Source organism: Cytobacillus sp., from assembly GCF_964223445.1.
GTDB lineage: Bacteria > Bacillota > Bacilli > Bacillales > Cytobacillaceae > Cytobacillus.
In genome coordinates this window covers 108449-123777 of the sequence record NZ_CAXQGS010000052.1, presented here as the reverse complement: position 1 = coordinate 123777, position 15329 = coordinate 108449, and the positions used below count along the sequence as shown (strand labels likewise).

Annotated in this window: 10 protein-coding genes, 1 pseudogene and 1 riboswitch; of the genes and pseudogenes, 6 read left to right on the top strand and 5 right to left on the bottom strand. The window is 42.3% G+C overall.

Translation table 11 applies throughout. The annotated features are described in order from the left end of the window. Nucleotides 1–97 precede the first annotated feature (97 nt). Nucleotides 98–280: pseudogene (locus ACEQ1T_RS09695) on the bottom strand (AMP-binding protein); the annotation flags it as partial. Nucleotides 281–539: 259 nt separating this feature from the next. After that, nucleotides 540–1334 (bottom strand): VOC family protein, encoded by a 795-nt coding sequence (locus ACEQ1T_RS09690; protein WP_206839747.1) that lies wholly within the window; start codon nucleotides 1332–1334, stop codon nucleotides 540–542. A gap of 209 nt (nucleotides 1335–1543) precedes the next feature. On the opposite strand from ACEQ1T_RS09690, the gene sda reads away from it, so the two are divergent. Then, nucleotides 1544–1675, top strand: a complete 132-nt coding sequence (gene sda, locus ACEQ1T_RS09685) for a sporulation histidine kinase inhibitor Sda (RefSeq protein WP_009334545.1) — start codon at nucleotides 1544–1546, stop codon at nucleotides 1673–1675. A gap of 317 nt (nucleotides 1676–1992) precedes the next feature. On the opposite strand, the gene odhB is transcribed toward sda, so the two are convergent. From odhB to ACEQ1T_RS09670, 3 genes are all read right to left on the bottom strand, one after another. Beyond that, on the bottom strand, nucleotides 1993–3246 hold the full coding sequence (gene odhB, locus ACEQ1T_RS09680) for a 2-oxoglutarate dehydrogenase complex dihydrolipoyllysine-residue succinyltransferase (protein ID WP_370222684.1): 1254 nt from the start codon (nucleotides 3244–3246) through the stop codon (nucleotides 1993–1995). A gap of 266 nt (nucleotides 3247–3512) precedes the next feature. After that, nucleotides 3513–6350 carry a 2-oxoglutarate dehydrogenase E1 component gene (gene sucA / locus ACEQ1T_RS09675; protein ID WP_370222683.1) on the bottom strand — a complete coding sequence of 946 codons (2838 nt, stop codon included), beginning with the start codon at nucleotides 6348–6350 and terminating at the stop codon, nucleotides 3513–3515. 335 nt (nucleotides 6351–6685) lie between these two features. Next, nucleotides 6686–6925, bottom strand: coding sequence for a hypothetical protein (locus ACEQ1T_RS09670; RefSeq protein WP_206839743.1), 240 nt, complete (start codon nucleotides 6923–6925; stop codon nucleotides 6686–6688). Between the two features lie 164 nt (nucleotides 6926–7089). Here ACEQ1T_RS09670 and ACEQ1T_RS09665 point away from each other — a divergent pair, with 164 nt between their 5' ends. The 5 genes from ACEQ1T_RS09665 (at nucleotide 7090) to metH (ending at nucleotide 15248) form a co-directional block, all read left to right on the top strand. Continuing rightward, nucleotides 7090–7269: an H-type small acid-soluble spore protein gene (locus ACEQ1T_RS09665; RefSeq protein WP_206839742.1), complete on the top strand. Its 180-nt coding sequence runs from the start codon at nucleotides 7090–7092 to the stop codon at nucleotides 7267–7269. A 199-nt stretch (nucleotides 7270–7468) separates the two neighbouring features. Beyond that, a riboswitch (SAM riboswitch) is annotated at nucleotides 7469–7585 on the top strand. A gap of 75 nt (nucleotides 7586–7660) precedes the next feature. Further along, nucleotides 7661–8773 (top strand): methionine biosynthesis PLP-dependent protein, encoded by a 1113-nt coding sequence (locus ACEQ1T_RS09660; RefSeq protein ID WP_206839739.1) that lies wholly within the window; start codon nucleotides 7661–7663, stop codon nucleotides 8771–8773. After that, nucleotides 8770–9954 (top strand): cystathionine beta-lyase, encoded by a 1185-nt coding sequence (metC, locus tag ACEQ1T_RS09655; RefSeq protein WP_370222682.1) that lies wholly within the window; start codon nucleotides 8770–8772, stop codon nucleotides 9952–9954. The genes ACEQ1T_RS09660 and metC overlap by 4 nt, the downstream gene beginning before the upstream one ends. Before the next feature lie 4 nt (nucleotides 9955–9958). Next, nucleotides 9959–11809, top strand: a complete 1851-nt coding sequence (locus tag ACEQ1T_RS09650) for a bifunctional homocysteine S-methyltransferase/methylenetetrahydrofolate reductase (protein ID WP_206839737.1) — start codon at nucleotides 9959–9961, stop codon at nucleotides 11807–11809. Then, nucleotides 11802–15248, top strand: coding sequence for a methionine synthase (gene metH, locus ACEQ1T_RS09645; RefSeq protein WP_206839736.1), 3447 nt, complete (start codon nucleotides 11802–11804; stop codon nucleotides 15246–15248). The genes ACEQ1T_RS09650 and metH overlap by 8 nt, the downstream gene beginning before the upstream one ends. Nucleotides 15249–15329: the final 81 nt, after the last annotated feature.

Below are 15329 nucleotides of genomic sequence, written 5' to 3'. Positions count from 1 at the left end.
TTTATGAAGCTGGGTCTTGAAAAAGGAGAGCATATTGCCGCATGGTCAACCAATACGCCAGAATGGCTTACCTGCCAGTTCTCAACAGGCAAAATGGGTTCTCTCCTTTTTCAAGACCCAGCTTCATAAACCCTTTGTCAGAAATCCTGCAGTATCCATTAAACTCCTTATAACTCATTCGGAGCCCGCGATCTTCGTAAACTACAGCTTCATGATTCGGGTGAAGACCGGCTTTCTCCTCCAGGAGCTTCCCTACTGTTAGATTCAATAATTCCGTCATCCAGAAATCCTCCTTGGTATATGATGATCTAATTAATGTGTGAAGAGTTCTCTAAGATGCTGATATAAAAACGCTTTCATTTTATGTTATCATATATTGCTGAATATTCAATATTTTCATATATTAATAACTTATAAATTTTTCCGGCTCCAGTTTCATATCTCTTAATTTATCAAATTTGTATTCTTTAATAATAAAAAGCCGCCCCTTGTTATAAGAGCAGCTTCCTTATGTTTAAACTAAAATAGTTCCGTCCCATTTAAAAATAAACAGTTTCAAATAGATTTATTTCTTTTTCAAGACCAGGAGAGAACTGGGCAGCAAAGGGCTTCTCCCCCCTTTTTTTCAGGACTTCAATAGCCTTTCCTTCATTCTGCAATGGCTGGCAAAAGGTGATATTAGCTGATCCAATTTCAATGGATGCCCTCTTTTCTTTTCCATCGTTGCTTATGTAAACATCACCCATGGAATTTGGCATAATAGCCTTCCAGGACTCCGCAGACTTTTCACAGTCATTGGAGGCAATAAATACTGCTTCGATTTTTTTATTTTCAAGGTTTTCATCAATAAAGCCAAGATGTCTCAGTTCTTCAAATCTTCTATCGTCTTCCACACCCCAGTCAATAAAGAAAGGATATTTATAATCGGGGTTTTCTTTAAAGAACAGCATCTTCCATGAAAGCATGCTGCCATCCTGCCTCTTTCTGCTTCCTTTAAAAATCGGAAGGGTCTCAAAGCCCTTTTTCTTTAATTCAATCCTTAGGTCTTCAATATTACTGGTTCGGAAGCAAAGCTGCCCGAGGCCATCCCCTAAAGGGAGTTCATCTGTCAGCTGGTTAATGAGCGGATTTTCAGCATCAGCGGCAATATGATTTTTTTCAATTGATAGAAATTCAATGTATGACTGTCCGATATATAAAAGGCTGTTATATGTCCCCCAGTTTTCATGGCTTCCTCCCAATACTGCTTTATATCCCTCATTCCTCCACCTCGCCGCTGCTTCAGATGGATCAGCTTTAATAAAGTGGACGAGATGGTCCAGTGCCAGATTCATTATCGGCTTCCTCCTTTATACAATCTATTTATATAAATCTTACCTTCGGTTTGTATTCCAGTCCACTATCAGCTGCTGAAATGAGCCTGCAGAAAATGTCATCATAATGAAATAAATCTTTTCTTTATAAAGGGTTCACAAAAACTTAAAAAACCTTTACAATAATTAAAAATAGAATATTCAATCCATTTAACCAGGAGGTATGCATAATGAAAATTATGAGTAATGAACAGCTGGTCGTCTCGTATCGTGATGCATTGAAGTCGGGGTCTGAAAAGGAATGGATTAGGATATTAAAAACGGAGATTCAAAAACGGGGATTGAAGCCGTTTAAAGAGTAAGTTTCAACTTAATATTAATTTGCCAAATACTTAGTGGGTATGTAGAGCGGGAGCTATTCCCGCTTTTTTTAATATTTTCGCAAGGATTTTGGCAGTTTATTTGCTTTTTTAATATTTTCATATTCTTGTTCACTTAGAACTCCTAGTTTCTTTAACACTGTACTATATTGGAGTATCTTCATCTGCCTTCTTCTCAAGCTGATCACCTGCTTTTTTATTATAATATTCATAACACGTACAATGTTTCCTTAATGCAAATAATTTTCCATAATAAAAAATAAAACCAGAGCGAATCTCCGCTCTGGTTTGTCATTTTATTATGCTTCAAAAAGAAGGCTTTCAGGATCTTCGATCAGTTCCTTGACGCGTTTCAGGAATGTGACAGCCTCTTTGCCGTCAACAATTCGGTGGTCATAAGAAAGTGCGATATACATCATAGGACGGTTTTCCATTCTTTCAGCATCAATTGCAACCGGGCGCAATTGAATGGAATGCATTCCAAGAATACCAACCTGTGGTCCGTTAAGGATTGGCGTAGACATCATGGATCCAAATACTCCGCCATTTGTGATAGTGAAGCTTCCACCCTGCAGGTCTGATAAGGCAAGTTTGTTGTCTCTGGCCTTCACCGCAAGGTCCATAATATCCTTTTCGATTTCAGCAAAGTTTTTGCGGTCTGCATCACGTACAACCGGAACTACAAGACCTTCTGGTGCTGACACGGCAATACCAATGTCATAGAATTTTTTTAGGACAATTTCATTGCCTTGAATTTCAGCATTTAAATAAGGATTTTTCTTAAGGGCTGCAACTACCGCTTTTGTGAAAAATGACATGAAACCAAGCTTAACATCATTTTCTTCGAAGAATTTATCTTTGCGCTTCTTGCGAAGGTTCATCACATTTGTCATGTCGACTTCATTGAATGTAGTCAGCATCGCTGCAGTTTGCTGAACTTCTACAAGGCGGTTTGCAATTGTCTGGCGGCGTCGGGACATTTTGATTCGTTCCACTTCTTTTCCGCCGGCCTGCTGTTCTGCAGGTTTTGAAGCTGCTGCCGGTTTTTGCGGCTGTGCTTGCTGTTTTGCTTGATTTGGATTGAAGGACTCAACATCCTGGGTTCTGATTCTGCCCAGTGGATCAGCTGTCGGCACCTGGCTTAGGTCAATCCCTTTTTCTCTTGCCAGCTTGCGTGCTGCGGGAGAAGCGATCGGACGCTGTCCGCCAGCTTTTTCTTCAGCCGCTGGCTGTTCGTGCAGAACCTCTGCTTTTGGCTGTTCAGCTTTAGGAGCCTCAGGCTTTTCTTCCGCTTTTTCTGGAGCAGGTGCAGCTTCTCCGCTTTCATTAACGATAGCAATGGTTTCACCTACATTAACCGTGTCGCCTTCCTGGGCTTTAATTTCCTGTAAAACACCGCTATGTTCAGAGATTATTTCAACATTTACCTTATCAGTTTCAAGTTCTACAACATAGTCACCCTTATTTACAGTGTCACCAGGCTGTTTTAGCCACTGTGCCACCGTACCTTCTGTAATGGATTCTGCCAATTCCGGAACTATGATTTCTGCCACCTTAATTTCCTCCTTATTGCTTGCGTGTTAAAGTGAAACTTCAATCAGTAGGAGATTTTTCCCACTGATTGTTAGTCGCGTTCTAGTGTCGCTAAGATCTCCGCTAACGCCTCGATCTATCGACACTACGAACCCGATTGGTTCAACTTAAGCCCCTGCCTGCGCATCGGCAAGTTTCACTGTATCTCACCAATCTGGCCTATACGGGGAGTTTGACTCCTGCTAAATCTATTTCAATCCATCTATCTAGTCTTAATGCGGGAGTTTTACTGCCCATTAGACTTCGATAGGGTTTCATCTATTATGCGTGCTTGTTCTTTCTTATGAACAGTCGGGTCACCTTCAGCAGGGCTTGAACGCCGTCTTCTTCCGATATATGTGACGTCTATATCACTTCCGGCAATTTCCTTCAGTCTTGGTTCAACGAAATTCCATGCTCCCATATTTTTTGGTTCTTCCTGAATCCAGACGATTTCTTCCACATTCGGATAGCGGGTTAATATTTCTTTAATTTGATCCATTGGGAACGGATAGATTTCTTCCACACGTAAAATGTGGAACCAATCCTGATCCTGGTAGTTTTTCAGGTTTTCTGATAAATCGATTGTGATTTTACCTGTTCCAAGAATGATGCGTTTCACTTTTTCGTGATTTTGACCAAGGCCAGGCTGTTCCATAACAGACTTGAATTCTCCTTCGCTCAATTCCAGTCCATTTGAAGCGACATTCGGATTGCGCAGCAGACTCTTAGGAGACATGATCACTAACGGGCGAACTTCCTCTTTTCCGAGAATGGCTGCCTGTCTTCTTAAGATATGGAAGTACTGTGCTGAAGAAGAAAGATTGGCAACTGTCCAGTTGTTTTCTGCTGCTAGAGTCAGGAATCTTTCCAGGCGTGCACTTGAATGTTCAGGTCCCTGTCCTTCATAGCCATGTGGAAGAAGCATGACAAGACCTGATTTTTGGCCCCATTTAGCACGGCCAGCAGCAATAAACTGGTCAAACATTACCTGTGCCGCATTAGCAAAATCGCCATACTGAGCTTCCCATAGAACAAGCGTCTCCGGAGCGAATACATTATAGCCATATTCAAAGCCTACTACAGCAGCTTCAGATAATGGGCTATTATGGACAGCGAAAGATGCCTTGGCAGTTGAAAGCTTGTGCAAAGGTGAATACGCTTTTCCAGTTGTATGATCGTGCAAAACAACGTTTCTTTGTGCAAATGTACCTCTCTCAGAATCCTGGCCAGTCAGTCTGACAGGCGTACCATCAGATAGAATGGTTGCAAAAGCCAGTGTTTCAGCAAGTCCCCAATCAATCTTGCCGTCGCCTTCAAGCGCTTCCAATCTGCGCTGCAGAATTTTGCCGAGTTTATCAAACACTTTGAAATCCTCTGGCCATTTTAATAATTCTTCGTTAATTTGCTTTAATTTATCAACAGACACAGCTGTTTTAATTTTTGGCAGACCCTTTTCGACTGTTTCAGGCGGATTGGTTAACTCTGCCTCCTTTTTTTCTTTTGGAACTTTTTCATAGGCAGCCTTCATTTTTTCCAGGACATCATGATGAATGCCTTCTGCTTCTTCTTTGGAAATGATCTTATCATTTAAAAGCTTATCAGCATACAGCGCTTTCACGGTTGGACGCTTGCGAATAATGTTATACATAAGAGGATTAGTCGTCATAGGCTCGTCCATCTCGTTATGTCCAAAACGGCGGTATCCGATTAAGTCAATAAGGATATCTTTTTGGAATTTAGCACGATATTCACAAGCAATTCTTGCCGCTGCGACTACTGCTTCAGGTTCATCTGCATTAACATGAAGAATTGGCATTTCATACCCTTTGGCAAGGTCACTTGCATATCTGGTAGAACGTGAATCATGTGATTCTGTTGTGAAACCAATTGTGTTATTGGCAATGATATGGATTGAACCGCCCGTATTATAGCCAGTCAGCTGCCCAAGGTTAAGTGTTTCTGCAACAATTCCCTGTCCTGGGAAGGCTGCGTCTCCATGAATGATAATGGCTAAAGCAGCTTTTGGATCTACTTCAGGATAACCTGCTTTTGTTCTATTATCCTGTGAAGCTCTGGTGTAGCCCTCAACCAGTGAACCAACAAATTCAAGGTGGCTCGGATTATTTGCTAATGTCAGTCTGGCTATGGTCGTATTCTCATCTTTGATCTGTTTATCAAGACCAAGGTGATATTTAACATCGCCTGTCCATCCGTAATTGATTCCGATAGATCCTTCGGAAGGAACCAGTTCTTTATTTGGCGCATGCTGGAATTCCGCGAAGATCATTTCATATGGCTTTCCAAGCACATGTGCAAGAACATTTAACCTTCCGCGGTGGGCCATGCCGATATTAATCGTTTTGGCTCCATCAGAAACGGATTCGGAAACAATTTCATCCAGTAATGGAACCATTGTATCCAGACCCTCAATTGAGAATCTTTTCTGACCAACGAATGTTTTATGAAGGAACTTTTCAAATTCCTCCACTTCAGTCAGTCTTCTTAAAACTTTCAGCTTTTCCGCCTTCTGCATTGACAGTTTGTGGCTGTTGGCCCCTATTTTACGGCGAAGCCAGTCTTTTTCGTTTTCATCAAATATATGCTGGAATTCAAACGCAATTGGTCCCATATAAGCACTTTTCAGGAATTCAATTGCTTCAAGTCCGTTGCGTAATGGATAGGTGGCGTCTTTAGTAATGACACCGGCAGGAATCTCTTTTAAATCATTTTCAGTTAAGCCATATTTACTCAGTTCGAATAATGCACTTTCAGATTTATTGTTACCAAGCGGATAAATATCTGCAGCCAGGTGGCCATATGTGCGGATATTATCAGCAAGGCGAATTGCAGCAAGTGTTTTTTCAAGCTGTCCGGCATTCATTGGCTGATTTGCTGATGAAGCCATTTGCGGAGTTCCTTCACTCGCTAAAGGGGAACCGTTTCTTTCAAAGTAATCTTTCATTTCAGGATCAATAGATGATGGATCCTCTAAGTATCTTTCATATAGTTCAATAACGTAGCCAAGGTTGGGGCCATGAAATCCTTGTTCAAAAGGTCCCTCACCATTCGATGGCTTTTTCATGGAAAATTACCTCCATAACTGTTTTAAGTAAATAATTCAAATACATTTTTCTCCCCTGAAAATACATTACCCATCTATAAGATGGCATTAACGTTTTATTTTTACGAATAATAATATTTTTCAGAGGATAAAACGTTTCCACAGTTATTCTAACACGGAAAATCTAGTTGTACAAAGATAAAAACATGAATATAGTGGAAAACTATTAAAAAAATTTTTTTCGTAATTACTTATTCTAATAAAATGTTTTGTTAAATGTTAAACAATTATAAATAAGAAATAACTGGGTGGTTTTAAAAAGAGGCAAAAATAAAAAGCCGAAGTGCTGTTCGGCTTTAAAAAGTCTCAACTAAGTTAATATAAATTTGTTTCGCTGCATTCGCATTTTTTCTGTTTTCTTTTAGGGAAGATTCAATTGCTTCTCTCGTTTCCACAGGAAAATCAAAATGGCCGCAAGTTGTACATTTTTCGAACATGGAACCAGAAACATTTACTTCAATGCCATCCATGGTCTGGAATACTGCTGGTCCTTCGGATTCCGCAAACCGGTGGCGGCAGTGGCTATGTTCTCGCATATTAGCTTCCCTCCAAGAATTATATCATTTGCCTTCATTATAAAACAAATATTCTGAACTTTAAAGCGATTCACTTCTAACATTTTATGCCATGGTTTTTTCAAAAGAATAATTTGAGTGTTTTTAAGACACATTAAAGTTATTCAAATTCAGGAGGTTTTTCCATGAATATTGGCAGAGCAAAAGAGATTGCTGAGTCTGCTGAAATGTATAGTGTTACTTTCAATGGCAATCCGGTCATCATTCAGCATGTAGATGAGCAGACTAAGACAGCACGTATTTACACAAAGGCAGATTCTGAAAAAGAAATTGATGTGCCGGTTAACGATTTGATTGAAGAATAAATACCCTTAAAAACTTTCCAGAATATGATGGAAAGTTTTTTTGTTCAAATCTTCTTCATTCCCCCCTTAAAAACGGACGCTTAGGGCAAACAGACTCAAAACAACTGAGCGGATATTTTTTATAACATAAAATATTCAAAAAAGTGTTGACGATTAGCGGTTTAGTGTAGTAAAGTTTAGAGAAAATTTAATATTTGATTTCTTATCCAGAGAGGTCGAGGGTAAGGCCCGACGACGCCTCAGCAACCAGCAATCATATATTTGATTGAAAAGGTGCTAATTCCTGCAAGTTTCTTAAAAACTTGAAAGATAAGAAGAATGGCTGATCACATTAAAAAGTCTTCTTCTTATAGAAGGCTTTTTTTATTTTTACTAAGGAGTGGTTACAAGCATGTATAAAATTGACACCAGATTAGCGCAAATCGGCAACAGAAGCGAGTCAGCAACAGGTGCAGTCAATCCGCCTGTATATTTTTCCACGGCATATCGCCATGAAGGCATTGGGCAGTCAACTGGCTTTGACTATAGCAGAACAGGCAATCCCACCCGCCAGCTGCTTGAAAAGGCAATTGCCGATCTGGAAGAAGGCGATCAAGGCTATGCCTGCAGTTCTGGAATGGCCGCAATTCTTACCATACTATCTCTTTTTAAATCCGGAGATGAATGGATTGTATCCAAGGATTTATATGGGGGTACATATCGTCTGCTAGAACAGGGCTTCAAGAAGTGGGGACTTCAGTGCAAATATGTAAATACCAGCAATCCGGAAGATGTGGAAATTTTAATCACAGAAAAGACCAAGGCAATATTTCTGGAAACTCCAACTAATCCGCTGATGGAACAGACTGACATTCAATCGATTGCAGACATTGCCCAAAAGCATAATATCCTCCTTATCGTCGATAACACGTTTTATACACCTCTCCTTCAGCAGCCGTTAAAGCTTGGAGCTGATATTGTTATCCATAGTGCAACAAAGTATCTTGGCGGGCATAATGATGTCCTTGCCGGCTTAGTTGTCGCAAAAGGCAAAGAGTTATGCGAAGCCCTTGCTATGAACCACAATGCCGCAGGTGCTGTCCTCAGCCCGTTTGATTCATGGCTGCTCATCAGAGGCATGAAGACACTCTCCCTCCGCATGGAACGGCATGGAGAAAATGCGAAGGAATTAGCAGAATTTTTATCGGGCCACGATGCAGTAACGGATGTCCTTTATCCAGGCAAGGGAGGCATGATATCTTTCCGAATTAAGGATGAATCCTGGGTGAATCCATTTCTGCAGAGCCTCTCCCTTATCTCCTTTGCAGAAAGCCTTGGCGGAGTCGAGAGTTTCATAACGTATCCAGCAACCCAGACACATGCGGACATTCCTGAAGAAATCCGCATTGAAACCGGAGTCTGTAATAGGCTTCTGCGTTTCTCGGTTGGAATCGAAAATGCAGAAGATTTGAAGGCGGATCTTGAACATGCTTTTGCAAAGGTTGTTAAGGAGGCAGTACGATGAGTTCGAATTACACATTCCAAACGAAATTACTTCACAATAATCAAAAATTCGACCCGGAAACAGGAGCTGTCAGTGTACCAATCCAGCATGCCTCCACTTTTCATCAAAAAGATATTGATGCGTTCGGAAAATATGATTACAGCCGCAGCCTGAATCCAACAAGGGAAGCACTTGAAGAAGTCATCGCGGAGCTTGAAGAAGGTATTAAAGGGTTTGCCTTTTCTTCTGGTATGGCTGCCATTTCTACAGCATTCCTGCTCTTATCACAGGGAGATCATGTAGTCATTACAGAAGACGTATATGGCGGAACCTATCGCATGACAACAGAAGTCCTGTCCCGTTTTGGCATAGAGCACACATTTGTTGATATGACAAATCTTGAGGAAGTAAAAGAAGCAATCCGTCCAAACACGAAGGTTTTTTATGTAGAGACTCCTTCCAATCCGCTGCTGAAAGTGACAGATATACAGGCCATCAGTTCACTTGCAAGACAGCATGGAGCCCTGACATTTGTGGATAATACATTCCTGACCCCTGCCCTTCAAAAACCGCTCTCTTTAGGTGCAGATATAGTGCTTCATAGCGCAACCAAATTTTTATCCGGACACAGCGACGTCGTTGCTGGCCTGGCGGTTGTGAAGGATCCTGAATTAGGTGCAAAACTTGCTTTTCTTCAGAATTCCTTTGGAGCTGTTCTGGGTGTTCAGGATGCCTGGCTTGTGCTGAGAGGTATTAAAACTTTGCAGGTAAGGCTTGATCAGTCTGTGAAGTCAGCTGAAAAAATTGCTGGTTTCCTTAATGATCACCCTGCAGTTAAAAAGGTGCATTATCCAGGGTTTGCAGATCATCCCGGATATGAAATCCAGAAAAATCAGGCAGTAAACGCAGGTGCCGTCCTATCTTTTGAGCTTGAAGATGAGCTATCGATGAGAACATTTGTTGAGAATGCCAAAATACCCGTTTTTGCAGTAAGTCTGGGAGCTGTTGAATCCATCCTCTCCTACCCTGCAAAAATGTCACATGCAGCCATGCCTGCATCCGAACGGGAGCAGCGTGGAATAACGGACAGTCTTCTTCGTCTATCTGTTGGCCTGGAGAGTGCAGATGATATTATAGAAGATTTCAAGGCAGCTTTATCTGCTGCCGTACAAACAAAGCATTCGATTTTACAGCGGGGGTGATACTTTGAGTTTCCTTAATAAATTAAAGAATGAAATCATCATAGCAGATGGCGCGATGGGAACTCTTCTGTACTCCTATGGTACCGACAGCTGTTTTGAGGAATTAAATCTCTCACAATCTGAACAGATCCAGCACATCCATGAAGCGTACATTGGCGCAGGTGCTGAATTGATCCAAACAAATACGTATGCGGCGAATTATCTGAAGCTGCAGCGATATGGACTGGAGGACTCCGTTAAGGAGATTAACAGTTCTGCAGCAAGGATTGCAAAAAAAGCTGCCAAGGGAAAGGCATATGTCACTGGTACAATCGGCGGGATCAGAGGATTCAAGCCCAACATGATTACCCTTGAAGAAATAAAAAGAAGCTTCAGAGAGCAGCTTTATTGCCTGCTGCTAGAGGATGTAGATGGTATTTTACTGGAAACCTATTACGACCTTGAAGAACTTGAGACAGTTCTTGCCATTGCCAGAAAAGAAACTGATTTGCCGATTATCGCACAGGTATCTCTTCAGGAAGCGGGTGTTCTTCAGAACCAGACTTCTATCGCTGATGCTTTAACAAAGCTTGAGGGCATTGGTGCAGATGTTGTGGGAATCAATTGCAGGCTTGGTCCGCATCATATGCTCAAAACTCTCGAAAGTGTACCTTTGCCAAAGCATGCCTATCTTTCTGCCTATCCAAATGCCAGTATTCCAGCCTATACGGACGGCAAATTTCATTATGAAGGAGATGCAGAATATTTCCGCCAGTCAGCAATTGAATTCCGAAATCAGGGTGTCCGCCTGCTTGGAGGCTGCTGTGGAACAACACCTGACCATATCAAGGCGTTTTCTGACGTTTTAAAAGGACTTCCGCCAATCGAGGAAAAAGAGGCAAAGGCAATTAATAAAATCATTGTTTCTGAAAAGCCATCATCATCAAGAGAGCTCCCCCCTCTTCAGGATATTGTCAGGGAAAGGCCTTCTGTCATTGTTGAGTTGGATCCCCCGAGGAAGCTTGATACTTCACGCTTTTTCGAAGGTGCAGAAGCATTGAAGGAAGCCGGAATAGATTCTATTACACTTGCAGATAACTCCCTTGCTTCCCCCCGGGTTTGCAACTCTGCGCTTGGCTATCTCGTCAAGCAGCAGACAGGATTGCGCCCGCTTGTTCATGTGACCTGCAGGGATAGAAATATAATTGGACTGCAATCCCATTTAATGGGGCTGCATGCACTTGGATTAAATGATATTCTTGCTGTTACGGGTGATCCTGCACGTGTCGGTGATTTTCCAGGAGCATCTTCCGTATATGATGTCTCATCATTTGAATTGATCAGTATGATCAAGCAGTTGAATGAGGGGTTATCTTTTTCAGGGAAAGATCTTGGCCAGAAAGCTGCTTTTTCAGTTGCAGGCGCTTTTAACCCCAATGTCCGCTCATTGGAAAAAGCTGTTGGACGGCTTGAAAAGAAAATTGAACATGGTGCGGATTATTTCATCTCGCAGCCAGTTTTTTCTGAAGAGAAGCTGCTGGAAGTTCATGAGGCTGTGAAAGATTTAAAAGCACCTGTTTATATAGGCCTAATGCCCCTTACCGGCAGCCGGAATGCCGAGTTTCTTCATAATGAAGTACCGGGAATCAAAATTTCCGACAGTATTAGAAACCGAATGGCTTCATTGAAAGATGATCCTGCGCAGGCTGGAGCTGAAGGCATTGCCATTGCGAAGTCACTGATCGATGCCGCGGCAGAGCTGTTTAATGGCATTTACCTTATCACTCCATTTATGCGCTATGAAATGACGGTCGAACTATCAAACTATGCCCGTGAGACAACCGAACGGCTTTCAAGGAGGAAACAACATGCATAAACCATCACTGCAGGAGCAGCTGAAAAAGAAGATCCTGATCATGGATGGAGCAATGGGCACCATGTTGCAGAGAGCCAATCTTACCGCGGATGACTTTGGCGGCGAAGAATATGAAGGCTGCAACGAGTATTTAAATATAACAGCTCCTTCTGTGATTGAACATATTCACCTTGAATATTTAAAAGCCGGCGCAGATATTATTGAAACCAATACCTTTGGCGCAACCAGCATTGTTCTGGCAGATTACGATCTGGAAGAAAAAGCTTATGAACTAAATAAACTTGCTGTTGAAATTGCCAGGGAAGCGGCAGACAGCATTTCAACCCCTGAATGGCCGAGATATGTGGCTGGTGCCATGGGACCTACTACGAAGACGCTGAGTGTTACCGGCGGGTCTACATTTGAAGAAATGATAACAGCTTATGAAGAACAAGCCAGAGGGTTAATTGACGGCGGAGCCGATCTTCTCCTCCTTGAAACCAGCCAGGACATGCTGAATGTGAAGGCTGGTTTTATCGGCATTGAAAATGCATCAAAAACGACGGGAATAAAACTTCCGCTCATCGTTTCGGGAACGATTGAACCGATGGGTACAACTCTTGCAGGCCAATCGATTGAAGCATTTTATATTTCTCTGGAACATATGAAACCTCTGGCAGTTGGACTTAACTGTGCGACAGGCCCTGAATTCATGCAGGACCATATCCGTTCCTTATCAGGATTGGCATCCACTGCTGTCAGCTGCTATCCCAATGCAGGACTGCCTGATGAAGAAGGACAGTACCATGAAACTCCCGAATCACTGGCGAGCAAGCTTGAGGGCTTTGCCAAGGAAGGCTGGCTGAATATTGTGGGCGGCTGCTGCGGAACCACACCTGAACATATCCAGGCAATTGCTGAGTCGGTTGAAAATTATAAACCAAGGAATTATGAGGGGAATTCACTGCACAAAGTTTCTGGAATTGAACCTCTGATTTATGACGACCCGACATTAAGGCCCATAATGGTCGGCGAGCGCACAAATGTAATTGGCTCACGCAAGTTTAAAAGACTGATTGCTGAAGGTAAGTTTGAGGAAGCTGCTGAGATTGGCCGAGCACAGGTAAAAGGCGGAGCCCATGTAATTGATATATGCCTTGCAGACCCTGACCGTGATGAAATGCAGGATGTTGAAAACTTTATCAGGGAATTAGTGAAAAAAATTAAGGTCCCGCTGGTCATTGATTCAACAGACGAACTGGTTATCGAGAAGGCCCTTACCTATTCTCAGGGGAAAGCCATCATTAATTCCATTAATCTGGAGGATGGCGAAGAAAGATTCGAAGCTATAGCTCCTCTCATCCATCGATATGGTGCAGCTGTGGTAGTAGGTACGATAGATGAAGTCGGAATGGGCGTTACGGCTGAACGAAAACTTGAAATTGCAAAGCGTTCGTATGATTTGCTTGTAAACAAGTATCAAATTCCGCCTGAGGATCTTATTTTTGACCCTCTCGTCTTCCCTGTCGGCACAGGGGATGAGCAATACATCGGGTCTGCAAAGGCAACTGTAGATGGGATAAGACTTATTAAAGAAGCTTTCCCGGAGGTACAAACCATACTGGGAATCAGTAATGTTTCATTCGGCCTTCCTCCTGTCGGCAGGGAGATATTAAATTCAGTATTTCTGTATCACTGCACTCAGGCAGGCCTCGATTATGCGATAGTGAATACGGAGAAACTCGAAAGATTTGCTTCTATCTCAAAAGAAGAGGTCTTAATGGCTGAAAAGCTTCTTTTTGAAACTACTGATGAATCACTTGCCATTTTCACAGATTTTTACCGGGATAAAAAGAAAGAAAGCAAAAGTGTTCTTCCGGATATGACACTTGAGGAACGCCTCGCTTATTATATTCTGGAGGGAACAAAAGAAGGGCTCCTGCCTGATCTTGATCTGGCCCTGCAAGCATACCCTGCTCCCCTTGATATCATTAATGGGCCTTTAATGAATGGAATGAAGGAAGTAGGAAGATTGTTCAATGATAACCAGCTGATTGTTGCAGAAGTCCTTCAAAGTGCAGAGGTAATGAAAGCATCTGTTGCTCATCTTGAACCTTATATGGAAAAAGACGCTGCACAATCTTCTTCCAAGGGGAAAATCATCCTCGCAACCGTTAAAGGCGATGTCCATGATATTGGGAAAAATCTTGTAGATATTATTTTAAGCAATAATGGATATGAAGTAATAGACCTGGGAATCAAGGTCTCCCCTGCTGAACTGATTGAAAAAATCAGGCGTGAGAATCCGGATATGGTCGGCCTGTCAGGTCTGCTTGTTAAATCCGCACAGCAGATGGTCATTACGGCCCATGATATGAAGCAGGCAGGAATCGATATTCCGATATTAGTAGGCGGAGCTGCACTGTCGAGAAAGTTCACAGATACTAAAATCTCCAAGGAATATGATGGACTTGTACTGTATGCCAAGGATGCGATGAATGGACTCTCTATAGCCAATCAGCTTCAGGAGCCCGAAGAAGCGGAGAAACTGCGGATCCAGCAGGCAGAAAAACAGGCAGCCGTGCTGAATGCAGTCCCTTTTGACCGCGGATCGGTTGCAGTTGCAGTAAAGCCTAAACCAACAGTCAGCACAAAAGTGCCAGTTTTTGTTCCAAAAGATTTAAAGAGGCATCTGCTGAAAACATATTCCCTCTCGCATATAGAGCCGTATATAAATAAGCAAATGCTCATTGGCCATCACCTTGGCTTAAAAGGAAACCTGCAAAAGCTTCTTGCGGAAAAAGATGAAAAAGCGATTAAGATTAACGCAATGGTTGATGAACTGATTGCTGAAGCAAAAGAGAAAAACTGGATTGAGCCTAAAGCAGTTTATCAATTCTTCCCTGCCCAAGCAGATGGCGATAAGGTGTATATCTATGATGAAGATGAACAAACGGTCATTGAAACGTTTGAGTTCCCGCGCCAGGAAACAGAGCCATTCCTGTGTCTGGCAGACTTCCTTAAATCAAAAGAAAGCGGTCAAATGGATTATGTTTCCTTCTTTACTGTTACAGCCGGGAAAGGAATACGCAGTATAGCAGACCGTTTAAAAGGGGAAGGCAGATTCCTGGAAAGCCACGCTCTGCAGTCGCTCGCTTTGGAGACAGCTGAAGGGCTTGCCGAGCTGATCCATCGTCAAATACGGGATCGCTGGGGATTCCCTGATCCAGTTGAAATGACAATGAAAGACCGTTTTGCAGCGAAATACCAGGGACAGCGCTTTTCTTATGGATATCCTGCATGCCCAGAGCTTGAGGATCAGAAAAAGCTATTTAAACTAATAAAGCCTGAAGATATCGGAGTTAAGCTTACGGAAGAATGCATGATGGAGCCGGAAGCTTCTGTATCTGCAATGGTTTTTGCCCATCCGGAAGCAAGATATTTTAATGTATTAAGATAGTAATAACCCGGCAAATAAAAAAATTGCCGGGTATTTGCCTATCCCTTTTTAAAACCTTTACAATGGTTACATAGCAAGGAG